Genomic DNA, 21746 nt, shown 5'->3' with positions numbered 1-21746 from the left:
CTGTACAACCGGGCTTGGCTTGGTTAAATCGCCGCGAAAGATGGTCCGGCTGACCTCGCGCAACCAGATATGGCGGCATCCCCATGACCGATCCCAAGATGAGCAATTCCCAGACCCGCAGTCCCAAAACGCCCGATCCCCAGAAATTCGCCTCCCGTTTCCCCGGCGATTTTCTCTGGGGTGTCGCGACGGCCTCCTACCAGATCGAAGGTTCGACCAAGGCGGATGGCCGCAAGCCGTCGATCTGGGATGCGTTTTCCAACATGCCGGGACGGGTCTTTGAGCGTCATAACGGCGATGTCGCCTGCGATCATTATAACCGCTGGGAAGCCGATCTCGATCTGATGCAGGAAATGGGCGTCGGGGCCTATCGGTTCTCGATCGCCTGGCCGCGGATCATTCCGGACGGCACCGGACGCATCAACGAGAAGGGGCTGGATTTCTACGACCGGCTGATCGACGGCTGCAAGGCGCGCGGCATCAAGACCTATGCGACGCTCTACCATTGGGACCTGCCGCTTTCGCTGATGGGCGAGGGCGGCTGGACGGCGCGGTCAACGGCCTATGCCTTCCAGCGGTATGCCAAGGTGGTGATGGCGCGGCTCGGCGACCGGCTGGATGCGGTGGCGACTTTCAACGAACCCTGGTGCATCGTCTGGCTTTCCCACCTCTACGGTATCCATGCGCCGGGCGAGAAGAACATGCAGGCGGCGCTTCATGCCATGCACCATGTTAACCTCGCCCATGGCCTCGGCGTCGAGGCGATCCGGCATGTGTCGCCGGACGTGCCGGTCGGCACGGTGATCAATGCCGCATCGATCATCGCTGGATCCGACAGCCCGGCCGATCTCGCGGCAGCCGAGCGCGCCCATCAGTTCCACAACGGCGCCTTCTTCGATCCGGTGTTCAAGGGCGAATATCCTCCGGCATTCCTCGAAGCGCTCGGGGATCGCATGCCGGTCGTAGAGGACGGTGATCTGAAGGTCATCAGCCAGAAGCTCGACTGGTGGGGGCTCAATTATTACAAGCCCGACCGCGTCCATGACGATGCCGAGCGCAAGGGCGACTTCCCTTGGACGGTCGAGGCGAAACCGGCCAGCGAGGTCAAGACGGATATCGGCTGGGAGGTCTATGCGCCGGGCCTGAAGCTGCTGGTCGAGGATCTCTACCGCCGCTACGAGCTGCCGGATTGTTACATCACCGAAAACGGCGCCTGCTACAACATGGAGCCCGTGGCCGGCGAGGTGGATGACCAGCCGCGTCTGGATTATTATGTCGAGCACCTTTCCGTCGTCGCCGACCTGATCAAGGACGGTTATCCGATGAAGGGGTATTTCGCCTGGAGCCTGATGGACAATTTCGAATGGGCGGAAGGCTACCGGATGCGGTTCGGCCTCGTGCATGTGAACTACGAAACCCAGGAACGGACGATCAAGAAAAGCGGCAAGTGGTATCGCGAGCTCGCCTCGCTGTTCCCGAAGGGCAATTTCGCGCCGGCAAAGCCGAGAGAGTGACCGGCTTGCCGGCGGATGCCCAGTCCTGTGAAGAGGTACGGGATTGCCGCGCCGCTCATCTATATACGTGCTCCTGATACAGAATTTGGACGATTGTTAAGGTATTGCTGATATGCGTTGTCTCCCATGACGGAGATGAAGCCATGACTACCGCCTGCCAGGGTTGCCGCGACGGCGCGGCCTTTGAACTTCCCTTTTCCATGGCTTTCCAGCCCATCGTCGATCTGAACACAGGCACCGCTTTCGCCTATGAGGCGCTGGTGCGCGGCAGCGGTGGCGAAGGCGCCGGCAGCGTGCTGTCGAAGGTGACCGAGAAAAACCGTTATGCCTTCGACCAGCAGTGCAGGGCCAAGGCGATCGAACTGGCCGCGGCGCTGAGGCCGCAGTCGGACGCAAACCTCTCCATCAATTTCATGCCGAATGCCGTCTACGAGCCGCGCGCCTGCATTCGCCTGACGCTCGCCACGGCCTCCCGGATCGGCTTTCCGCTCAACCGCATCATTTTCGAATTCACCGAAAACGAGAAGGTGGATGCCCGTCACCTCCTGAACATCCTCCACGCTTACAAAGACATGGGCTTTAAGACGGCGATCGACGATTTCGGCGCCGGTCATTCCGGATTAAACCTGCTGGCCCAGTTCCAGCCGGATATCGTCAAGCTCGACATGGATCTCATCCGCGGCATCGATACTGATCGCGCCAGGCGCACCATCGTCAGGCATACCGTCGCCATGCTGGAGGAACTGTCGATCACAACTGTCTGCGAGGGCATCGAGACTGTCGACGAGCTCGCCGCCCTGCGGGATCTGGGCGTCTCCCTCATCCAGGGTTACGTGTTCGGGCGGCCCGCCTTCGAGCAGTTCCTGCCGCCTGAACTGCCGGCGGCGGCGTGATCTTTCCCGGGGTGGGATTTTTCTCTCTTTTCCTCAAGTCGGAAATTTTATTGCTCGGCTTCGGCCGTGCTGCAGTGCAATAAGGCTATCGGCAATTGCATAGCTCACATGCAACTCGATGGTTGAAAGAAGGTTCTGGAGAATGGTAGATCGACGGGCAATGCGTCGAATGTGTTGCTGAAACAGCAATCCATTTTCCACGACCGGGCGCGCGCCATTCGCGCAGCCGAAAAGAGCTTCAAGATGAGACCGACAATCCAGACCGTGAGTCCCGTGCCGGCAGGCGGTTTTGCCGCGCCCGCCGACACCGTTCCAAAGCCCGTTTGCGCACCGGCGCCGATGGTGACCTTCGAAGCGGTCACCAAACGTTTCGGCAGCGACGGTGAAAACCAGTTCACCGCGCTTGACGGCGTCGACCTGTCCGTTGCGCGCGGCGCCATCACCGGCATCATCGGCCGTTCGGGCGCCGGCAAGTCGACGCTGATCCGGCTCGTCAACGGGCTGGAGAAGGCGACATCCGGCCGCGTCGTCGTCGATGGCGTCGAGGTCGGCGGCCTTTCCGAGACGGGGCTTCGGGATCTGCGTCGCGAGATCGGTATGATCTTCCAGCATTTCAATCTTCTCTCCTCGCGCACCGCCTTCGACAATGTCGCGCTGCCGCTGGAGGTCGCCGGCCTCGACCGCGCGGCAATCAGGGCCAAGGTGGCGCCGCTTCTCGACCTGGTCGGCCTCGGCGACAAGTCGGACCGCTATCCGGCGGAGCTTTCCGGCGGCCAGAAGCAGCGCATCGGTATCGCCCGGGCGCTCGCCACGTCGCCGAAACTGTTGCTCTCCGACGAGGCGACCTCGGCGCTCGACCCGGAAACGACGCAGTCGATCCTGGCGCTCCTGAAGCAGATCAATGCCGAACTTGGCCTCACCGTGCTTTTGATCACCCACGAGATGGAGGTGGTGAAGACCATTGCCTCGGATGTGGCGGTGATCGACCGCGGCAGAATCGTCGAGGCTGGCCGCACCTTCGACGTCTTCACCGGCGCCAAACACGAGACGACCCGCTCGCTTCTGTCGGCCGCACTCGGCACCAACCTGCCGGACTGGATCCGCGCGAACCTGAAGCCGCAGCCGTCTGCCGGCGACCGCGTGCTGGTGCGGCTGATCTTCTTCGGCGCGACCGCCTTCCAGCCGCTGACCGCCCGGCTGGTTACCGAGCTTGGCGCGGACGTCAACATCCTCGCCGGCACGATCGAGGAGATCGCCGGCGAGCCCTATGGTTCGCTGGTGGTCGCCTATCCGGCCGATCCCGCCGTCACCGAGCGGGCCGAGCGTTTCTATGCCGCAACCGGCCTTTCCACGGAGGTGCTCGGTTATGTCGCCTGACATGCTTTTCAGCCTGCTCTCGAAGGCGCTGTGGCAGACCCTGCAGATGGTGGTTGCCGCCGGCCTGATCGGTTCGCTGATCGGCCTTCCGATCGGCGTGTTCCTTGCCACCAGCGGCAAGGGCGAGCTTTTCCCGGCTCCCGTTTCGAACCGCATCATCGGCGCGATCGTCAATGCGGCGCGCTCGACGCCGTTCATCATCCTGGTCGTGGCGATCATCCCGTTCACGCGCCTCGTCACCGGCACCTCGATCGGCACCTATGCGGCGATCGTGCCGCTGACCGTCGCCACCATTCCGTTCGTCGCCCGGCTTGCCGAGGCGGCGATCCGCGAGGTCGACAAGGGCCTGATCGAGGCCGCCCGCGCCATGGGCGCCACGCCGCTGCAGATCGTCTTCAAGGTGCTGCTTGCCGAAGCCAAGCCCGGCCTCACGCTGGCGCTGACGCTCACCCTCGTCAGCCTGGTCGGTTATTCGGCCATGGTCGGCGCGGTTGGTGGCGGGGGGCTCGGCGATCTCGGCATCCGTTACGGCTACCAGCGTTTCATGCCGGATGTGATGCTTGCCGTCGTCGTGGTGCTGATCGTGGTCGTCCAGGCGATCCAGAGCGCCGGCGACGCGCTCGCCCGCCGCTTCGACAAGCGCAACCGCAAGACCTGAAACTCAATCCCGGAAATCCAGCCTCCCAAGACTGGCGTGCCTAAAAAACGAAACCCAAGGAGACACTCATGAAGAAGCTCATCATCGCGGCCGCACTCGCCGCCTTCGCTGCCGGTTCGGCGCTTGCAGAAGACATCAAGATCGGCGTCACGCCCGGCCCGCATGCCCAGATCATGGAAAAGGTCAAGGAAATCGCGGCCACCAAGGGCCTCAACATCCAGATCCTCGAATTCTCAGATTACGTGGTGCCGAACCAGGCACTGGCGGATGGCGAACTCAACGCCAATTCCTTCCAGCACCAGCCCTATCTCGACAACCAGGTCAAGGATCGCAAGTTCGACCTCGTCAGCGTCGCCCAGACCGTCAACTTCCCGATGGGCGTCTATTCCAAGAAGGTGAAGAGCCTCGCCGAACTGAAGCAGGGCGCCACGGTCGCCATCCCGAACGACCCGACCAATGGCGGCCGCGCGCTGCTTATCCTCGCCGACCAGGGCTTGATCAAGGTCAACGCCGCCAAGGGCCTGAAGATCGGCCCGGCCGACGTCACTGAGAACCCGAAGAAGATCGAGTTCGCCGAACTCGACGCCGCGCAGCTGCCGCGCTCGCTCGACGACGTCGACGCCTCGGTCATCAACACCAACTACGCATTGGAAGCCGGCCTCAACCCGAAGACCGATCCGATCGCCCGGGAAGGCGAAAAGGCCCCTTACATCAACGTGATCGCCGTCAAGTCCAAGGACAAGGATGCAGCCTGGGTGAAGACCCTGATCGAAGCCTATCACAGTGCTCCGGTGAAGGATTTCGTCAATACCCAGTTCAAGGGTGCCGTCATCGCGGCCTGGTAATACCGAACTTTCGAAAATTCTTCGAGGCCGGCGCTCAAGTGTGAGCGCCGGCCTCTTGCTTTAACGCTATCTGAAGGAATACCCGCGAAAGATGTAGGACTTCACGAGGTCTTCGATGCGGCTTCTCCCGTCCCGCTTCCGCCGCTCCGCAACACTTGGCCGTCGCTCTGCCGTGACGTCGATGCTGCTTGCCTTCGCAGTGGTCGTGGTGCTGGTGACGATCTTCATCCTGACCGCGATCGACCGGATCGCCGACTACGCCAACCGCCTCGATGACGGTCGCTCGCGGGAAACGACATCCGGCGCCATCCAGACCTTCGAAGAGCAGCTGCATGCGACGCTCAACGACTATGCCGCCTGGGACGATGCCGCCCAGTTCGTTTATGCCGGTGACCAGGCCTGGATCGTCAGCAACTATGGCGACATGACCGCCAACAGCGACCTCTTCGACGTCGCGATCGTCATGGACATGAACCGGAACGTCCTTTTGGCCTATCAGGACGGTGCGCCGGTGAGCTGGGCTCCGCGCGACTATTTCGACGCGTCACTCTGGACGCTGTTCGACAAGGCCAGTTCCGCCGGCGCGGAAAACCTGCCGGAGGCAACCGGCTTCGTGGGGACCGAAAAGGGTGTGGCGGCGGTCGGCGTCGCGCTGATCCGGCAGAAATCGGGACACCTCGACCAGCCGGTCACGAACCGCCGCTTCCTGGTCTTTGCCCGGCATCTCGACGAGGCCAAGGTTCAGAAGCTTTCCGACACCTATGTCATCGACGGGCTTCGTTTCGCGAGCGGTTCGGATCCCGGGTCGAACAGGGTGGAGATCCGCAATATCCATGGCAAGGTGCTGCAGGGGCTGGTCTGGCATTCGCGCAGGCCGGGCGACATGGGGTATCTCCAGGTCCGGCCGCTTGTCTATTGCGCGCTCGCCATGGTCGGGCTGTTCTTCCTGCTGCTCTTCGTCAGCGGCAGCAACACGCTCAATCGCCTGACGGCGGACGAGGCGGCGGCGCGGCATCTGGCCATGAGCGACCGGCTGAGCGGACTGCTCAACCGCGCCGGCTTCTTCGCCGCGCTCGATGCGCTGGTGGCGCAGAGCCGCCGTAACAACAATGACGTGGCGCTGCTTTATCTCGATCTCGATGGCTTCAAGGAAGTCAACGACGCCTATGGCCATGGTACCGGCGACAAGCTGATCCGCGGCGTGGCGGCCGGCCTCAAGACGCTGGTCGGGGATACGGCGGTGCTTGCGCGCGTCGGCGGCGACGAGTTCGCCATCGCGCTGGCGACCACCGATATCGCGCGCGTCGTCGATATGCTGAGCGACCGCATTCTCGGTTTCTTCGACGAGCCCTTCGTGATCGGCGAAAGAGTGGCGACGATCGGTACCTGCATCGGCGTCGCGATCTCTCCGCGCGGCAAGGTCTCCGGCGAGGAACTGGTGCGGCGTTCCGACATGGCCATGTATCATGCCAAGGAAACCGGCCGTGGCCGGACCGAATATTACCGGCCGGAAATGGATGCACAGCGCGAAGAGCGCAACATGCTGGAAATCGACCTCAGGATCGCCATCGAGCGCCGCGAACTGAGTGTCGTCTATCAGCCGGTGGTGGATGCAAGAACCTGGCGGATCATCGGCGTCGAGGCGCTGGCGCGCTGGAACCGCACCGGTTACGGCCCGGTGTCTCCGGACGTGTTCATCCCGATCGCCGAGTCGACCGGGCTCATAGACCAGCTCGGCCTGTTCGTGCTGCACCGCGCCTGCGAAACGCTGGCGCTGTGGCCGGAGCTCAAGCTCGCGGTCAACATTTCGCCCGGCCAGTTTCGCGACCCGGCATTTGCCGTGCATGTCGCTTCGGTGTTCCGCAAGACTGGTGCCGATCCTTCCCGCATCACGCTCGAAATGACCGAAGGTTATTTCATCCAGAGCCCGGACCGCGCCCGCGCCGCACTCGCCAAGCTGAAACAGCTCGGGGTGAAGATCGCTCTCGACGATTTCGGCGCCGGTTTTTCGAGCGTCGGATATCTGCGCCAGTTCGGCTTCGACCGGATGAAGATCGACAAGTCGCTGGTGCATGCGCTGGAGGAGGGCGGCCGTGCCGTCGATCTCTTGCAGGCGACGGTGGCGCTGGCCCGCTCGCTGGAAATTCCGGTCACCGCCGAAGGCGTCGAGACCGAGGCGCAGGCCCTGCAATTGCGGCTCACCGGCTGCGACGAGCTGCAGGGCTACCTGTTCGGCAAACCGATGTCGTCGGAAAAGATCGACGCGATCTACCGCGGCAACCGCCTGCCGGGAGGCTTGAGCGGGGCGGCGTAACGCCCGACGCTTCACGCGGGCATGGCGTTCTGAGCTCTGGATCCTCGGGTCAAGCCCGAGGATGACGACCGAGAGGTGGTGTCCTGGGCTCTAAAAGACGCCTCACCAAATTACGCTAGATCGCGGGGCTGGGCGATTGTCGCCAGCGGTCCCGCACATCCCGTCATCCTCGGGCTTGACCCGAGGATCCACCCTGCCGGTAGAACAGGGGATTTTTGTTGCGAGAAGAAAGACTGACGGCGGAGCGCCGCTGGCGATTATTCACCGGAGAACCGTCGGCCCAATCTGTCCGTGGCACACGCCAAACCGTCTCCCGCCGTCAGGCTTCATACCATGCTTCTTCATTATGCATACGTTGCGTATGTTAATTGACATACGCGACGTATATCGGCATATGGACGCATACGAGGCGTATGCCAACGCGCCCGTATGACGCAACCAAGGCCGGATACCCAAGAGCCGAAGCCATCCCGATAGCGTCAGGAGGCTGCGGAAACCGGCCTCTCAGAAAAGGAATGAAGCAATGAGCTCACGCGAAGCGATCTTCCCGGCCGGCCGGCACGCGCTCTACGAACAGCACCGCTATTCGGCAGCCATCCGTTCGGGAGACCTTCTGTTCGTTTCCGGCCAGGTCGGCAGCCGGCAGGATGGGTCGCCGGAGCCCGATTTCGAAAAGCAGGTTCAGCTTGCGTTCGACAATCTGGATGCGGTGCTGAAAGCAGCCGGCTGCACGTTCCGTGACGTCATCGACGTCACGAGTTTTCATACCGATCCGCAGTCCCAATTCGAGACCATGATGGCCGTGCGGGAAAAGGTGATCGGCGAGGCGCCCTATCCGACCTGGACGGCGGTTGGCGTCAACTGGCTTGCCGGTTTCGATTTCGAGATCAAGGTGATCGCGCGGATACCGCAGGCGGCTTGAGCCGCCGGTCCTCCGCCCGCGCCGGCCGGACCGGCGCGGGCAGGCTTACCCGCCGATATGCTTGACGCCGCGCTTCCTGGCGAGCGCGATCTGGAACTGCCGCTGGCGGTAGCGATCGCGGTCTTCCTCGGTGCGGGTCGGGTAGCAGGTGGAGCAGGAGACGCCTTCCTCGTAATAGGGCGAGGTCACCTCTTCCGCGGTGATCGGGCTGCGGCAGGCATGGCAGAGCTTGTGGTTGCCCTCCCTCAAACCGTGCTCGACAGAGACGCGTTCGTCGAAGACGAAGCAGGCGCCTTCCCAGAGGCTTTCCTCCTGCGGCACCTCTTCGAGATATTTCAGGATGCCGCCCTTGAGGTGGAAGACCTCGTCGAAGCCCTGTTCCTTCATGAAGGCGGTCGCCTTCTCGCAGCGGATGCCGCCGGTGCAGTACATGGCGATCTTCGGCTTGTTATGCAGGCCGGGATTGTTCTTCACCCAGTCCGGAAACTCGCGAAACGTCTTGGTCTGCGGATCGACCGCGCCCTTGAAGATGCCGATCGCCGTCTCGTAGTCGTTGCGGGTATCGATGACGATCGTTTCCGGATCGGAGATCAGCGCGTTCCAGTCCTTCGGATCGACATAGGTCCCGACGATGCGGTTGGGGTCGATATCCTCGACACCCATGGTGACGATTTCCTTCTTCGGCCGCACTTTCATGCGCAGGAAGGGCATCTTTGACGCGCGGCTTTCCTTGTGCTCCAGGCCGGTGAATTCCGGCTGGGCGCGCAGGTAGGCGAGGAGACCCGATATCGCCGCGTCGGAGCCGGCAACGGTGCCGTTGATGCCCTCGCGGGCGATCAGCAGAGTGCCCTTGATGCCGTTTTCGTCGCAGAAGGCCTGCAGCGGCTCGCGGAAGCTCTCATAGCGGTCGAAACGCGCGAAATGATAGAGCGCGGCGACGAGCCAGGCGCCCGTCGCTTCCGGGCGGGCCTCCGGACGGGTGGGAATGATGTTTTCGGTCATGGCGCTGAAATACAGCGTCAGGACACGCCGCGCAACGCGGTTTCTTTACTCGGCAGCCTCGTGCACCCTGTGCAGCTTTGCCGCACGGCGCTCCTTGCGCGGCGCAGTCGCGGCCTTTTCCCAGAGCACGGCGATCAGCCCGCTCTCCGTCTCGGCACTGTCGGCAAACACCTCGTGGGCGGCTTCCAGCGCTTCGTGCCTGAGCGCCTGCTGGCGGGTGATGATGGAACCGAGCACCAGAGCCAGCGTGTCGCTGTCGCCGAACAGTTCCGGGCTTTCGTTGACGAGCCCGGTCAGCACCGAAAGGTCGTGTTCGTGGCCGAGCAGGTCCACCAGCGCCTTTGCCTGTTGCTGCTTGGCGAGCATGGCGGAGGGCCAGATCCCGCCCAGCAGCGAAAGATGCATCCAGTAGGTCTGGCCGCATTTGCGCAGCTCGTGATAGACCTCGCCGTCCGCGTGTTCCTCGCAGCCGGCAAGGGCGCCCAGCGCCTTCTGTCGCTGGTTCTTCCAGGCTTTCGCCAGCCGTTTTGCCGTCTTTTCCGGATCGTCGTCGAGGTCGAGATGGTCGAGCGCCTTGATCGCCTCCCGGCAGGTCGCCACGGCGGCCGCCATCTTGGCCGGCAGGTCGTGTTCCTCCGAGGCGATCCGGTCGCGCCGCTCGATCAAGGTCCTCGAGGCAAAGGCGAGCGCGGCCATTTCCTCCGCCGAACCGGCCTGGGTGGCGAGATAATCGACCGTCTCGACCAGCGCGGTCGCATCACGCACGGCCGAAAGCGTCTGGGCCATGTCGCGGATGCGGGTGTTTTCCTGCCGGCGGAAGGCCTTTGCGTCCGGCTGCACCAACCGGTACAGCGCGCGCACCCGCTTGAAACGTTTTCGCGCGTCGTGCACCGCTTCGTGGGGGCCTTCCGGCTGGTCTTCGAGCAGCCGGATCGCGTGGGAAAGCTGGCTTTCCGCAACCGAACGGAACTCGGCGGTAAAGGGTTTGGCGGGCCGCAGACGGTAGGCCATTACAGAATTTCTCCGCTCAAGTCCTCGGTCGCCATAACAGTGTTGGAATACCGCCGGTCGCCGGTGATCTCCTCGCCGATCCAGTCGGGAATGTCGGGCAGGGCGCCTTCGTCTTCGATCTCCACCTCGGCGACCACGAGCCCCTTGTAGGTTCCGCCATAGACATCCACTTCCCAGGTATAGCCCTGGTGCCGGATCTCGTGGCGGGTCTTTTCGAGCACCACGCCGACGGCAGCGACGGCCATCTCTTCGGCATCGGCAAGCGGAATTTCGTATTCGAATTCGTCGCGGACACTCAGCTCCCGGCCGATCTTGATGGTGAGCTTGGCGCGCTTGCCGTCCATGATCCGCACCCGCACCGAGCGGTCGTCGCCGTAAGCGATATAGGCCTGGAGGAATGCCGAGGATGACGAAACCTCGGAACGCCAGCCGTCGCTCTTCACCAGAAATTTGCGTTCGATTTCCTTGGCCATGCCACGCCCGCCATCCGGGGAAGTTTTACACACTATTGCAACCCTAGTGCAAACTCCGCGTGCCGCAAACCCGTTCAATGGTGGAGCCCTGTTTTTTCTCGACAATGACGGCCTTGAGGGGTATCTCGACCTCAACGTTTCAATCGTTTTAGCGGAGACCGCATCATGACCGGCAAGACCGAAAAGCTGCTTTCCATCCTGAAACTGCAGCCGGTGGTGCCGGTGCTGATCGTCGACGACGCCAAGTCGGCGGTGGGTCTGGCGCGCGCGCTGGTCGCCGGCGGCCTGAAGGCGATCGAGATCACCATGCGCACGCCGGCCGCGCTCGATGCGGTGAAGGCGGTGGCCGCCGAAGTCGAAGGCGCCAATGTCGGCGCCGGCACGATCCTCAACGCGCGCGACTACGAAGCGGCGGTCAAGGCAGGCTCGACCTTCATCGTTTCGCCCGGCGTGACCCCCGGCGTGCTTTCCGCCGCCAAGGATTCTCCGGTGCCGCTGCTGCCGGGTGCTGCGACCGCGAGCGAAGTGATGACGCTGCGCGAAGCCGGCTACGAAGTGCTGAAATTCTTCCCCGCCGAGCAGGCCGGCGGCGCAGCCTACCTGAAGGCCTTGTCCTCGCCGCTCGCCGGCACGCTGTTCTGCCCGACCGGCGGCATTTCGCTGAAGAACGCCAACGACTATCTGTCGCTGCCGAACGTCATCTGCGTCGGCGGTTCCTGGGTGGCGCCGAAGGACCTCGTTTCGGCAGGCGACTGGGCCGGCATCACCAAGCTCGCGTCGGAAGCGGCGGCGCTGAAGGCATAGCCGGACCTCGTTTCCGGGCTTTGCGGTGTGGCCGGGAGGGGTTGCATGCACAAGGGATCATGTCTCTGCGGCGCGGTCACCTTCGAGATCGAGGGTGAACTGTCCGCGCCGGATGCCTGTCACTGTTCGAAATGCCGGAAACATTCCGGCCACTATTTCGCATCGACGGATGTGGCGCGGGATCGGCTGACGATCGGTGGCGCCGGGAACATCACCTGGTTCCAGTCGTCCGAGAAGGTCCGGCGCGGATTTTGCGCCACCTGCGGCTCCTCCCTTTTCTGGGATCCGCCGCACAGGGACTGGATCGCCGTTGCCATGGGCGCTTTCGACGGCCCGACCGGGACCCGTTTGAACAAGCATATCTTCGTCGCCGACAAAGGCGATTATTACGACATCGGCGACGGCCTGCCCCAAAACCGGCAGTGAACCGCTCCGATCCCTCGTTTCGCCGCGACATCGGAACACTGCAACCCGCCTTTGTAATTCCATAGTCGAATGCCTATCTCTCCCCGGAAACACAACAGGGAGATGTGCGATGTTCGACGCGAAGAAGCTTCTCGACCAATTTCTGGGGTCCCAGATCCCCGGCATGTCGGGGGGAAGCGTGAGAGACCGGGCAGGGCAGGCGACCCAGCTTGCCAAGAACAACCCGCTCGCAACAGGCGCGATCCTCGCAGCCGTGCTCGGCACCAAGACCGGGCGCAACATCGCCGGCAATGTCGCAGCCGTCGGCGGCATCGCGGCGATCGCCGGCCTCGGTTATCTCGCCTACAAGAACTATCAGTCCGGCCAGTCGCCGCAGACGGCGCCGCAGCCGGCACCCCAGGCGGACAAGCCGCTTCTGACGCCGCCGGCCGATTCGCCTTTCCATCCGCAGTCTTCCGCTCTCACCAACGATTTCGCGCTGACGCTGGTGCGGGCGATGATCGCTGCCGCCAAGGCCGACGGGCATATCGATGCCGGCGAGCGCGCCAACATCATGGACAAGGTGCATGCGGTCGACCTCGGCGCGGAGGCGGAAGCCTTCATCGAGAACGAGCTCGCCAATCCGGTCGATATCGACGATCTGGTTGCGGCTGCCCGTACCGAGGAGCAGAGGGTCGAGATCTACGCCGCTTCGCGCCTTACCATCGACCCGGATACCCGCGCCGAACGCGGTTATCTCGACCTCTTGGCCGGCCGGCTTGGATTGAACGACGCGCTGATCGACCATATCGATGCGACGGTATCGGCGGCGAAGGTGAAGGCGTAAGGAACGGCCGGCCAGCGGCTCTTTGCCAAGCGGTTGTGCCCTTTCCTGTCTCGGCCCGGTCTGGTGGGGTCGGAGGGTTGGGGACGGCGGCCGTCCGGCAGATTGCCGTCAGCTGGTGAGTTTGACGGCCGTGCCGGTCGCCGCGACGAACAGGATGCCGCCGGCCCCGCCGGTCGACAATTCGCTGAAATCGATCTTGATGGCGATGATCGCGTCGGCATTCAAGCGGATCGCCTCGCGGCGAAGCTCGATCATGCAGACCGTCCGGGCGTCGCGGACAGCGGACTGCACGGTCTTGCTGCGGCCGCCGAAGAAATCGCGGAAATTGTTGGCGATATCCTTGAAGATGCTCAGCCCCAACGCCGTCTCGGCTCCGACGATTCCAACGATGCTGTCAATCTGTCGGCCCGGAATGTCGCTGCCGGTGGTGATGATGATCCTCGCAAGCGCCGGGTCATTGAGATCTTCGGGCGAGACGATACCTTGCTCGATCTTCCGGTAGGCGGATGCCATGCTTGCTGCCTCGGCCTTCGCGCGGCAGTCCCGGCAGACGCCGCCCCGCAGATCCCCGAAACCGAATTCCCGATTGCATGAGGTACAGACCGCCATTGGACAACTCCCGTGATCTATCCTTGAAGGGAAGCAGACAGCAGAGGTCGTGTCCATATCAAAGTGAAGATGCCAGCCCTGGCCGGCCGCCCGGTTGCCTTTCCCCCGCCGCTGGCCTAAGCCTCAGACGCGATGCAAGAGGCTGATATGCGCGATCTGAAGAACTACAAAGTTGCCGCCCCGGCTCCCGTCACCCTCAAGGGCCGTTTCGTGACGCTCGAACCCTATGACAGGGAGATCCATCTCCAGGCGCTGTGGGACGGGCTCGGCGGCGCCGAGGGCATCAATCCGCTTCTCAAATATTTCCCCAACGACGATTTCCCCGATGTGAACGCCTTTGGCGACTGGCTGGAAAACGCCCGCGTCAATTCCAATTTCGTGACCCTCATCTCGCGCGACAATGCGACGGGGAAAGTGGTGGGCATGGCGAGCTATATGCGGCCCGACCCCAAGAACGGCGTCATCGAGGTCGGCTCGGTCGCGCATGGCGCCTCCATGAAGCGTTCGCCGCTGTCGACTGAAGTGCATTACCTGATGGCGAAACACGTCTTCGAGGGGCTCGACTATCGCCGCTACGAGTGGAAATGCCACAACGAGAACGAGCCGAGCAAAACGACCGCCCGCCGTTACGGTTTCACCTTCGAAGGCGTCTTCCGCCAGCATATCATTTCCAAGGGCGCCAATCGCGATACCGCCTGGTTCTCGATGATCGACACGGAATGGCCGCTCCTGAAGGCCGCGTTCGAAGCCTGGCTGTCGCCCGACAATTTCGAGGCGGACGGCACCCAGAAACGGCGGCTGGAGGACATCCGCGGCGCGCTCGCCGGAGAAGCCGCGGCCAAGGGAGCAGGCGCATGACGCCCGAAGCGAAGTCGCAGGCGACCGCTGCCGCGGTGATCCTCGTCGGGATCGGGCTGGTGATCTATTTCCTGCCGACGATCGTGATGTGGATCGCCCGGTTTTCGCCGGTGCTCGCCGTCGTCATCGGCTCGGCGCTGCTGCTCGGCTTCTTCGCGATTTTCTGGCTGCGGGCTCGCTACCAGCGCAATCGCGGCCGCTGACAGCTCCTTCCGGGCTCAGGTCCCCGTCCTAAGGCGTAGCCCCCTAGCCTGATGGCCGGATTGTACGTTGTTCCCGCCCCTGTAAGCTGCCCTCACGGCCTTGTTTTACAGGCGTTAGAGGGCTTAAACGGCGATGGGCGAAATCAGGTCGACGGAAATCCGGTCCATGACGGGTGTTCGCGGGGCGGCTGCCCTGTTCGTGATGGTCTATCATTTCGAGCTCGACCGCATCCCCTCGGACGGCGCGTTTTCGACCTTCCTCAATCACGGCTATCTGTCGGTCGATCTGTTCTTCATCCTCAGCGGCTTCGTCATGGCGCATGTCTACGGGCCGTCGTTCCTGTCGGGTGCCTTCCGGTTCGGTGATTTCCTGTGGCACCGCATCGCCCGCATCTATCCGCTCTATCTCGCCGTGACGCTCGCGTTCATTGTGCTCGCCTTCGTCAAGACATTCCAGCTCGATATCGGGCCGGACGTGTTCGTCTCGAACGTGCTGATGCTGCAGGCGCTCGGCAACTGGCCGAGCATCGATCCGCCCGCCTGGTCGGTCAGCGCGGAAGTGATCGCTTACCTGCTGTTTCCGGTGATCGGCCTTTTGTGCCTGAAGTCGAGCCGGATGACGGCAGCGCTTCTCGGCCTCGGAGCGATCCTGTCGATCCTCATCCTGACACTTGCGGCCTCCCGTCACTATATCGGCTCCAGCATCGCCCAGGGCCTGCTCGACCTGTTCGCCGCGCCCTTCACGGTCATCCGCTGCCTCGCGGGTTTCACCCTCGGCCAGCTGGTCTGGCGGGTGCATAACAATTCCGCCGCCGCATCCTTCGCGGCGCGGAGCTCGGTGCAGATCTGCGTGGCGGTTCTGGCGATACTGACGCTGACCTTTCACGATTCGGATTTCCCGGCCTATCTGCTGATCATCTCGCTGATCTTCTGTCTCAGCACCGATCGCGGCATGTTCTCGGGCTTCTTCGCCTCACGGCCGCTGCATTTCCTCGGTGACATTTCCTTTGCCGTCTATCTCACCCATTACCGGGCGATCAGCGTCTGGAGCATGGTCGAGGCGAGGCTCGGCAATGCCGGCTTTGCGGTTCGAAACCTCGTCGCGACCGTGGTGACGAGCATGGTCGTGATCGGGGTGTCCTGGCTGCTGCATGTGGCGATCGAGCGGCCATGCCGGCAATTGATGCGCAAGGGCGGCGCCACCCTGGTGCGCAAGCCGGTCGTCTGAGAAGCCGGCCGTCTGGAAAAAAGGCGCTAAGCCTGCAGCGCCGCGCCGAGCAGAGACAGCCCCACCAGCAGCACGAACAGCGCGCCGCCGATCTCGATCGCATGGGTGATCCGCCTTCCCGTGCGCGAGCCGGGGCCGGCGAAGCGCACCGCGAGGTCTTTCGCGGTGACGGCAAGCGTGGCGAGGATGGTGACGGTGATCGCCGTGCCGATCGACATGGCGAGGACCGACAGAACACCGCCGAGATAGAGGCTGTTGAGCAGCGCGAAACTCATTACCAGGATCGCGCCGGAACAGGGGCGCAGGCCGACGGCGATGATCGCCGACCAGGCCTCGTGCAGACTGAAGTCCTTCGATTTCAGCATGGCCGGGTCCGGCATGTGGCTGACCCCGCAGGCCTCGCAATAGTCGCCGGTGCCCTGGTAGTCGTGATCGTCGATTTCGACCGCCTGGAAATTGAGCCCGGTCGGACCGCGGCCGATGCCGGCGGGGGCTGCGACCGGCATGCTGACCACGCGCATCCGGAGCGCCCGGATCTTTTTCACCAGCAGCCAGGCGCCGAACAGCGCCACCATGGCGAAACTGGCGATCTCCATCGCCTGGGTCGCCGCGGTCATGGTAATGCCGGAACCGCGCAGCACGAGATAGGCGGCGCCGACCAGCAGCACCGCCACCACGCCCTGCAGCAGCGCCGAGATGAAGGAGATGACGACGCCGCGCTTCAGCTCGATCTCGTTGGCGATCATGTAGGAGGAGATCACCGCCTTGCCGTGGCCGGGACCGGCGGCATGGAAGACGCCATAGGCAAACGACAGTCCGATCAGGCCGGACAGCGCCCAGGGGTCCTCGCGCATCGCCTTCAGCGACCCGGTCAGCGCCCTGTAGAAGGACTGCTGGTAAAAATTGATCCAGGCGAAGAACGGGCCGAGCGGTCCGCCGATGGAGAAGGCAGGTTCGGCCGAACCCACGCCGAGCGGCGACTGCGCATGCGCCGAACCTGCCGTCAGGATGCCGACGGCCAGGGCGGCGAGAAGAACGGGGAGCACGATGGAAGAGGAAAGCGCGATGCGGGTTTTCGGACTGCTTGTCTTCAGCATGTCAGTTCCAGTCGGGTGGCGAAAAGTTTCGACATGTCGGTGCCGGTCGGATCGTTGAAGAAGGCGTCGGTCAGCGACGTGCTGTTCTGCGAGATAACCTCGTCGGGATCCGGTCTCACCACCTTGTGCTGGCAATGGGAAAAACCTTCGCCCTTGGTGATCAGGTCGCCATCGGTCGGGAAGTCGATCGAGGTGTACATGGAGGGGTCGTAGATGCCGAAGGTGAGGCGGCCCTTGAGGGGCACCGGCTTTTCGGGCTTGACCGCAAACAGGACCAGAAGCTGGTTGCCGTCGAGCGAGACATGGATCACGTCTGGCTTCTGCACTCCGACGACTGCGCCGTTGACCGTGATCGTCGTGAAATAGTGGTAGTCGGCGAGCGACTTGCGCATCACCTCGCCGAGCGCGGCCAGTTCCTTGGCGTCGAGTTTCAGATCGGTATTCTTGTCGAAGTCGAGCAGCACGCTCGAGGAGAACACCTCGTCGAAGCGCCAGACATTGTGCAGTTCGGCGACATTGCCGTCGGTACCCGCGACGATCTCAAGCCGTGCCTCGGCGAAGATATGCGGATGGGCGAGCGCGGGGAGGGGAATGCTGGCGGCCGCCAGTGCCGCTATGGTCAAGACTCGGTATCGCATTCGCCCTGTGGCCCCCGGTTCGTCCGCCCCTTGCAGTGCAGCGCAAATGAGACGGAATTTCGACTCGAACGGGGGCTGCGTCTAGTGCCGGGTGAGATTTTCCAGATGCTCCATGCGTTTGCGGAACTGGCTTTCGAAATCCCAGCCCTTGGCGAACAGAAGCGCGTTTTCGCCACGTTCCAGGATCGAGGGGCGATCCCTGTCGAGGGCCTCGATCCGATCGGCCATCGCTCCGACATCCCCGAGCGGGGCGATCCAGCCGGCCATCGATTCGGCCATCAGCGCCGACCACATCCTGTTGTCGTAGCCGGCGATCGGAACGCCACAGCCCATCGTCTCGATATAGGTACAGGAGGGATCGGACTGCCGGTGGCAGCTGAGGAAGATATCGGCACGGTTGCGCGTCAGCGGCACGAGTTCCCGCTCGAAATCGACCGGGTCCTTGAGAAAGACGCAGTCCTGGAGCCAGTGCCTGTGGATGTCCGCGGCGATCTCGCCGGCAAGGCTTCCTTCGCCATAGATGGTCAGCGTGAAATCCACGCCGCGTTCGTTGAGCATTCTCGCGATCGGAACGAGGTCCTGCGAGCCCTTCATCGGTTCGAGCCGTCCCGAATGGATGAGCCGCAACGGTTCGCCGGCGAGGAGATGCCGTTTTCTGGCGTTCATTTCCTCCGGTGTCGCAAACATTGCCGGCTTCATGCGGTTGTCGAGATAGAGGAGCTGGCTGCCGCCCATGTTGTGGTAGGCGGCATGGGCCGGATAACCGTTCGCCTGGATGCCGCGGGCGGCGCGGAAGGCGCGCTTGCGCTTGTATTCCTGCATCACCGTCCAGGCCATGCCGTAGATTTTCCGCGGCAGGCTGCGGCTGTCATCGAGCGAGATGATCTGCAGCCGGGTCTGGTGGGTGTATTCGATCGAATAGACGACGGCGCTCTTTGCCTGCCGGATCACGGCAGGTGGCAAAAGGTCCAGATAGGAATCGCCCGACAGCAGGGCGAGGTCGAAATCGGCGAGATGATCCGCCGAGACCCGTTCCTCGGGTTCGAGAATCCGCACCCGGAAATTGAGGTCGCCGATGTCGTAACGGCCGCCGAAGGGGATGTCGGTTGCGCCGCGCCGGATGAAGCAGGTGACCGGCCCCGACCAGTGCTGCACATGCAGCGCCATGCCGGAGACGAACTTCTTGTCGAGCACCAGCGTGCCGATCCCGGCCTCGATGACCGGGGCCGACACGAACATCGCCAGGCTTTTCTGCATGGATATCGACCCTCCGCGGTGTCCGGACCTCGTCACCCTGAGCTGCACTATGCTGATCGGAAACAGGCAGAGGCAAGCCGGCCAATAGGTCGACCTCTCGCGGAGGCATTACCTCATTTGCGGTAAGGCGCGGGAAAGCGCGCCGGGCCAGGGCCCGTCAATGCTGGCGGCGGAACCAGGCGGAGAGGAAATCGACGAAACTTCTGACCTTCGCCGGCAGGTAGCGGCGATGCGGATAAACCGCATAGATGCCGCGATCCTTGGCGATATAGTCGTCGAACAGCGTCACCAGTTCGCCCGACTGGATCGAGGCATTGGCGATGAAATCCGGGATGATCGCGACGCCGAGCCCCGCGCGGGCGGCACGCAGCGTCGCCTGCGGGCTGTTGATCTCGACCGGGCCGCTGACGGCGACCGAAATCGTCGAGCCGTCCTTGTCGGTGAAGCGCACATTGTTGTGCCAGCGGGAATTGGTGTCGATGATGAAGGGGACGCGGTTCAGGTCCTGCGGATGTTCGAGCGGGCCGTATTTCGCGACGAAATCTGCGGTCGCCACCGTATAGACCCGGAAGTCGGAGAGCTTTCGGGCGATCAGGCCGGAATCCTCAAGCTTGGTGATGCGGATCGCGAGGTCGAAATTTTCCTCGATCAGGTCCACGAACCGGTCCTCGGCGACGATTTCCAGCGATACTTCCGTATGGCTCTTGGCGAAATCGATCAGCGACTGGCCGACCTCCGCATCGACGAAGGTGCGGGGCACGGAAACCCGCAGCCGGCCCTTGAGGTCGGCATTGTTCTCGCGCACCAGGTCGGCGAGGTTGTCGATCTCCTTCAGGATATCGGCGGCGGTCCTGTAATAGGTATGGCCGGCTTCGGTCATCGAGAACTGGCGGGTGGTGCGGTTGAGCAGCAGTGCGCCCAGATCGTCCTCCAGTTCGCGCACGTATTTGGAAAGCAGGGCCTTCGATCGCCCGGTCCGCCGGGCTGCGGCGGAAAATCCTTCTGCTTCAACCACATCGATGAAGGCCCGCATGCGCGTCAAAGTGTCCAAATGTCGCCCCTTTTGGTCTGGTCGATCCTAGTTGGGATTTTGCACGGAATTGTGCAATGCGAATTTTCGTCGAAGGTCAAAAAAACTCTTGATTATGACGGCGAATATTCTTATCTCCCGGGCTGCCCAAAGTCGCACGTGCCTGTGGGTGTCCGCCGACCCTCGATTAGGTGAGGTCATCGGTAAGGTACCTGGAACTAACCCCTCCAGTCGCTATTCCGGCCAACCGGGAAATGCGAGGACATCTTGAAGCAACGACGGTGCGGGCCTTTCTGGTCTCTGCAGGCTTTCCATCAGCCTGCAATACTGAAGAGGCACACCATCATTGCCGGAAGTGCGGTAGGGACAACCCTCCAATCCAAGGCAGACAAAGCCGGATCATTGCTCGTGGCAGGGCGTTGATCCACATATCGCGCGTTTGAGCGTGTTCGCGGTACCGGTGTCTCCACCAACTGGGCCGAGCGCATTCTCATCCGTCCTTTGTCCTCCGGTTCGCAGCCGGAGCTTTGAGATTTTGAAGGGACTGACCGATGACCACTGCTCGTATCCTCGACTTCATCAAGACCCAGCGTCCTGAAGGACCGTTTCTTGTCGTCGATCTCGACGTCGTGCGCGATAATTTCAACGCCTTCCGTCATGCACTGCCGGACAGCGCGATCTATTACGCGGTCAAGGCCAACCCGGAACCGGCAATCCTGAAGCTGCTCGCTTCGATGGGTTCCAACTTCGACTGCGCCTCGGTCGCCGAAATCCAGATGGCACTCGATGCCGGCGCGTCCGCGGACCGCATCTCCTTCGGCAACACGATCAAGAAGGAACGCGACATCGCCCGTGCCTTTGCGCTCGGCGTTGGCCTCTATGCCGTCGACAGCCACGAGGAAGTCGAGAAGATTTCCCGTGCCGCTCCCGGCGCGAAGGTGTTCTGCCGCGTGCTGACCGATGGCGAAGGCGCCGAATGGCCGCTGTCGCGCAAGTTCGGCTGCGTGCCGCAGATGGCCGTCGACGTGCTCGTCTACGCTCACCAGATGGGTCTGGAGTCCTACGGCGTGTCCTTCCATGTCGGTTCGCAGATGACCAAGGTCGATGCCTGGGATGCGGCGCTCGCCGATGCCAAGCGCGTCTTCGGCCAGCTCGCCAAGCAGGGCATCGTGCTGCAGATGGTCAACATGGGCGGTGGTTTCCCGACCAAGTACCTGCGCGACGTGCCGAAGGCCGAAGAATACGGCAAGGCGATCTTCGCTTCGCTGCGCAAGCATTTCGGCAACAACCTGCCGAAGACGATCATCGAGCCGGGTCGCGGCATGGTCGGCAATGCGGGCGTCATCAAGGCTGAAGTCGTGCTGGTGTCGAAGAAGTCGGACAACGACAATCACCGATGGGTCTTCCTCGACATCGGCAAGTTCGGCGGTCTCGCCGAAACCATGGACGAGGCCATCCGTTACCCGATCCGCACCGAGCGGGACGGCGACGAGATGGAACCCTGCGTGCTGGCCGGCCCGACCTGCGACAGCGCCGACGTGATGTACGAGAAGAACATGTATCCGCTGCCCGTGACGCTCACGATCGGCGACGAGGTTCTGATCGAAGGCACCGGCGCCTATACGACGACCTACTCGGCCGTCGCCTTCAACGGTTTCGACCCCCTGAAGGCCTACGTCATCTAAGGGGCGGCTTGCCGCTCCAGAAGGCGTATCACTTCCGCCGGCCCCGTAATCAGCCGGGGCGGCAAATCCACAATTC

22 protein-coding genes are annotated in these 21746 nt (G+C 62.8%); 14 read left to right on the top strand and 8 right to left on the bottom strand.

What is annotated here, in order from left to right:
* The first annotated feature begins 83 nt into the window (after positions 1-83).
* From J2X76_RS11530 to J2X76_RS11500, 7 genes are all read left to right on the top strand, one after another.
* Entirely contained in the window at positions 84-1514 is a 1431-nt protein-coding gene (locus tag J2X76_RS11530; RefSeq protein WP_310216035.1) for a GH1 family beta-glucosidase, read from the top strand.
* A 143-nt stretch (positions 1515-1657) separates the two neighbouring features.
* The gene (locus J2X76_RS11525; RefSeq protein WP_310216032.1) at positions 1658-2407 is read left to right on the top strand and encodes an EAL domain-containing protein; all 750 of its coding nucleotides are present in this window, start codon (positions 1658-1660) and stop codon (positions 2405-2407) included.
* Between the two features lie 339 nt (positions 2408-2746).
* Positions 2747-3784, top strand: coding sequence for an ATP-binding cassette domain-containing protein (locus tag J2X76_RS11520; protein ID WP_310216551.1), 1038 nt, complete (start codon positions 2747-2749; stop codon positions 3782-3784).
* A complete protein-coding gene (locus J2X76_RS11515; protein ID WP_113125712.1) occupies positions 3774-4442 on the top strand; it encodes a methionine ABC transporter permease in 669 nt (222 codons plus the stop codon). Before J2X76_RS11520 ends, J2X76_RS11515 begins: the two co-directional genes overlap by 11 nt.
* A 68-nt stretch (positions 4443-4510) precedes the next feature.
* Positions 4511-5287 carry a MetQ/NlpA family ABC transporter substrate-binding protein gene (locus J2X76_RS11510; protein WP_113125711.1) on the top strand — a complete coding sequence of 259 codons (777 nt, stop codon included), beginning with the start codon at positions 4511-4513 and terminating at the stop codon, positions 5285-5287.
* Between the two features lie 115 nt (positions 5288-5402).
* Positions 5403-7601, top strand: coding sequence for an EAL domain-containing protein (locus J2X76_RS11505; protein ID WP_310216029.1), 2199 nt, complete (start codon positions 5403-5405; stop codon positions 7599-7601).
* A gap of 523 nt (positions 7602-8124) precedes the next feature.
* On the top strand, positions 8125-8523 hold the full coding sequence (locus J2X76_RS11500) for a RidA family protein (protein ID WP_113125709.1): 399 nt from the start codon (positions 8125-8127) through the stop codon (positions 8521-8523).
* Between the two features lie 45 nt (positions 8524-8568).
* Here J2X76_RS11500 and J2X76_RS11495 read toward each other — a convergent pair whose 3' ends face one another.
* Genes J2X76_RS11495 through J2X76_RS11485 form a run of 3 tightly spaced genes read right to left on the bottom strand, consistent with a single transcriptional unit; the run spans position 8569 to position 11009 of the window.
* On the bottom strand, positions 8569-9525 hold the full coding sequence (locus tag J2X76_RS11495; protein ID WP_310216024.1) for a rhodanese-related sulfurtransferase: 957 nt from the start codon (positions 9523-9525) through the stop codon (positions 8569-8571).
* A 45-nt stretch (positions 9526-9570) separates the two neighbouring features.
* Complete coding sequence (locus tag J2X76_RS11490; RefSeq protein WP_113125707.1) at positions 9571-10536, bottom strand: CHAD domain-containing protein; 966 nt, start codon at positions 10534-10536, stop codon at positions 9571-9573.
* Entirely contained in the window at positions 10536-11009 is a 474-nt protein-coding gene (locus J2X76_RS11485; protein WP_113125706.1) for a CYTH domain-containing protein, read from the bottom strand. Before J2X76_RS11485 ends, J2X76_RS11490 begins: the two co-directional genes overlap by 1 nt.
* Before the next feature lie 165 nt (positions 11010-11174).
* Here J2X76_RS11485 and J2X76_RS11480 point away from each other — a divergent pair, with 165 nt between their 5' ends.
* From J2X76_RS11480 to J2X76_RS11470, 3 genes are all read left to right on the top strand, one after another.
* Positions 11175-11813, top strand: a complete 639-nt coding sequence (locus J2X76_RS11480) for a 2-dehydro-3-deoxy-phosphogluconate aldolase (protein WP_113282720.1) — start codon at positions 11175-11177, stop codon at positions 11811-11813.
* 45 nt (positions 11814-11858) lie between these two features.
* Positions 11859-12239: a GFA family protein gene (locus J2X76_RS11475; protein WP_310216015.1), complete on the top strand. Its 381-nt coding sequence runs from the start codon at positions 11859-11861 to the stop codon at positions 12237-12239.
* Between the two features lie 109 nt (positions 12240-12348).
* Positions 12349-13065, top strand: coding sequence for a tellurite resistance TerB family protein (locus tag J2X76_RS11470; protein WP_113125703.1), 717 nt, complete (start codon positions 12349-12351; stop codon positions 13063-13065).
* Between the two features lie 108 nt (positions 13066-13173).
* Here the strand turns inward: J2X76_RS11470 and J2X76_RS11465 are convergent, their stop codons facing one another.
* Entirely contained in the window at positions 13174-13578 is a 405-nt protein-coding gene (locus J2X76_RS11465) for a heavy metal-binding domain-containing protein (RefSeq protein ID WP_310216011.1), read from the bottom strand.
* A 243-nt stretch (positions 13579-13821) separates the two neighbouring features.
* Here J2X76_RS11465 and J2X76_RS11460 point away from each other — a divergent pair, with 243 nt between their 5' ends.
* The 3 genes from J2X76_RS11460 (at position 13822) to J2X76_RS11450 (ending at position 15963) form a co-directional block, all read left to right on the top strand.
* Positions 13822-14532, top strand: coding sequence for a GNAT family N-acetyltransferase (locus J2X76_RS11460; protein ID WP_113125702.1), 711 nt, complete (start codon positions 13822-13824; stop codon positions 14530-14532).
* Positions 14529-14735: a hypothetical protein gene (locus J2X76_RS11455; protein ID WP_310216008.1), complete on the top strand. Its 207-nt coding sequence runs from the start codon at positions 14529-14531 to the stop codon at positions 14733-14735. The genes J2X76_RS11460 and J2X76_RS11455 overlap by 4 nt, the downstream gene beginning before the upstream one ends.
* A 166-nt stretch (positions 14736-14901) precedes the next feature.
* Positions 14902-15963: an acyltransferase gene (locus tag J2X76_RS11450; protein WP_162732051.1), complete on the top strand. Its 1062-nt coding sequence runs from the start codon at positions 14902-14904 to the stop codon at positions 15961-15963.
* 26 nt (positions 15964-15989) lie between these two features.
* Here J2X76_RS11450 and J2X76_RS11445 read toward each other — a convergent pair whose 3' ends face one another.
* The 4 genes from J2X76_RS11445 to J2X76_RS11430 form a co-directional block, all read right to left on the bottom strand.
* On the bottom strand, positions 15990-17060 hold the full coding sequence (locus tag J2X76_RS11445) for a nickel/cobalt transporter (RefSeq protein WP_310216004.1): 1071 nt from the start codon (positions 17058-17060) through the stop codon (positions 15990-15992).
* Positions 17054-17698: a DUF1007 family protein gene (locus J2X76_RS11440; RefSeq protein WP_113125699.1), complete on the bottom strand. Its 645-nt coding sequence runs from the start codon at positions 17696-17698 to the stop codon at positions 17054-17056. The genes J2X76_RS11445 and J2X76_RS11440 overlap by 7 nt, the downstream gene beginning before the upstream one ends.
* A gap of 81 nt (positions 17699-17779) precedes the next feature.
* The gene (locus tag J2X76_RS11435) at positions 17780-18955 is read right to left on the bottom strand and encodes a glycosyltransferase (protein ID WP_310216000.1); all 1176 of its coding nucleotides are present in this window, start codon (positions 18953-18955) and stop codon (positions 17780-17782) included.
* A 157-nt stretch (positions 18956-19112) separates the two neighbouring features.
* On the bottom strand, positions 19113-20006 hold the full coding sequence (locus J2X76_RS11430; protein ID WP_007766786.1) for a LysR family transcriptional regulator: 894 nt from the start codon (positions 20004-20006) through the stop codon (positions 19113-19115).
* Between the two features lie 530 nt (positions 20007-20536).
* Here J2X76_RS11430 and odc2 point away from each other — a divergent pair.
* On the top strand, positions 20537-21670 hold the full coding sequence (gene odc2, locus J2X76_RS11425) for an ornithine/lysine decarboxylase (protein WP_210008362.1): 1134 nt from the start codon (positions 20537-20539) through the stop codon (positions 21668-21670).
* Positions 21671-21746 lie beyond the last annotated feature (76 nt).

The organism is Neorhizobium sp. 2083 (genome assembly GCF_031455615.1).
Lineage (GTDB): Bacteria > Pseudomonadota > Alphaproteobacteria > Rhizobiales > Rhizobiaceae > Neorhizobium.
Note: the sequence above shows the minus strand (reverse complement) of the source record. Positions and strands in the feature narration are given on the sequence as shown.

What these genes read in the sequence shown, in the direction of transcription:
- J2X76_RS11455 (WP_310216008.1), top strand. Translation starts at nt 14,529, where the DNA reads ATGACGCCCGAAGCGAAGTCGCAGGCGACCGCTGCCGCGGTGATCCTC.
- J2X76_RS11480 (WP_113282720.1), top strand. Translation starts at nt 11,175, where the DNA reads ATGACCGGCAAGACCGAAAAGCTGCTTTCCATCCTGAAACTGCAGCCG.
- J2X76_RS11510 (WP_113125711.1), top strand. Translation starts at nt 4,511, where the DNA reads ATGAAGAAGCTCATCATCGCGGCCGCACTCGCCGCCTTCGCTGCCGGT.
- J2X76_RS11450 (WP_162732051.1), top strand. Translation starts at nt 14,902, where the DNA reads ATGACGGGTGTTCGCGGGGCGGCTGCCCTGTTCGTGATGGTCTATCAT.
- J2X76_RS11440 (WP_113125699.1), bottom strand. Translation starts at nt 17,698, where the DNA reads ATGCGATACCGAGTCTTGACCATAGCGGCACTGGCGGCCGCCAGCATT.
- J2X76_RS11520 (WP_310216551.1), top strand. Translation starts at nt 2,747, where the DNA reads ATGGTGACCTTCGAAGCGGTCACCAAACGTTTCGGCAGCGACGGTGAA.
- J2X76_RS11460 (WP_113125702.1), top strand. Translation starts at nt 13,822, where the DNA reads ATGCGCGATCTGAAGAACTACAAAGTTGCCGCCCCGGCTCCCGTCACC.
- J2X76_RS11475 (WP_310216015.1), top strand. Translation starts at nt 11,859, where the DNA reads ATGCACAAGGGATCATGTCTCTGCGGCGCGGTCACCTTCGAGATCGAG.
- odc2 (WP_210008362.1), top strand. Translation starts at nt 20,537, where the DNA reads ATGACCACTGCTCGTATCCTCGACTTCATCAAGACCCAGCGTCCTGAA.
- J2X76_RS11490 (WP_113125707.1), bottom strand. Translation starts at nt 10,536, where the DNA reads ATGGCCTACCGTCTGCGGCCCGCCAAACCCTTTACCGCCGAGTTCCGT.
- J2X76_RS11495 (WP_310216024.1), bottom strand. Translation starts at nt 9,525, where the DNA reads ATGACCGAAAACATCATTCCCACCCGTCCGGAGGCCCGCCCGGAAGCG.
- J2X76_RS11465 (WP_310216011.1), bottom strand. Translation starts at nt 13,578, where the DNA reads ATGGCATCCGCCTACCGGAAGATCGAGCAAGGTATCGTCTCGCCCGAA.
- J2X76_RS11530 (WP_310216035.1), top strand. Translation starts at nt 84, where the DNA reads ATGACCGATCCCAAGATGAGCAATTCCCAGACCCGCAGTCCCAAAACG.
- J2X76_RS11500 (WP_113125709.1), top strand. Translation starts at nt 8,125, where the DNA reads ATGAGCTCACGCGAAGCGATCTTCCCGGCCGGCCGGCACGCGCTCTAC.
- J2X76_RS11435 (WP_310216000.1), bottom strand. Translation starts at nt 18,955, where the DNA reads ATGCAGAAAAGCCTGGCGATGTTCGTGTCGGCCCCGGTCATCGAGGCC.
- J2X76_RS11505 (WP_310216029.1), top strand. Translation starts at nt 5,403, where the DNA reads ATGCGGCTTCTCCCGTCCCGCTTCCGCCGCTCCGCAACACTTGGCCGT.
- J2X76_RS11485 (WP_113125706.1), bottom strand. Translation starts at nt 11,009, where the DNA reads ATGGCCAAGGAAATCGAACGCAAATTTCTGGTGAAGAGCGACGGCTGG.
- J2X76_RS11445 (WP_310216004.1), bottom strand. Translation starts at nt 17,060, where the DNA reads ATGCTGAAGACAAGCAGTCCGAAAACCCGCATCGCGCTTTCCTCTTCC.
- J2X76_RS11515 (WP_113125712.1), top strand. Translation starts at nt 3,774, where the DNA reads ATGTCGCCTGACATGCTTTTCAGCCTGCTCTCGAAGGCGCTGTGGCAG.
- J2X76_RS11525 (WP_310216032.1), top strand. Translation starts at nt 1,658, where the DNA reads ATGACTACCGCCTGCCAGGGTTGCCGCGACGGCGCGGCCTTTGAACTT.
- J2X76_RS11470 (WP_113125703.1), top strand. Translation starts at nt 12,349, where the DNA reads ATGTTCGACGCGAAGAAGCTTCTCGACCAATTTCTGGGGTCCCAGATC.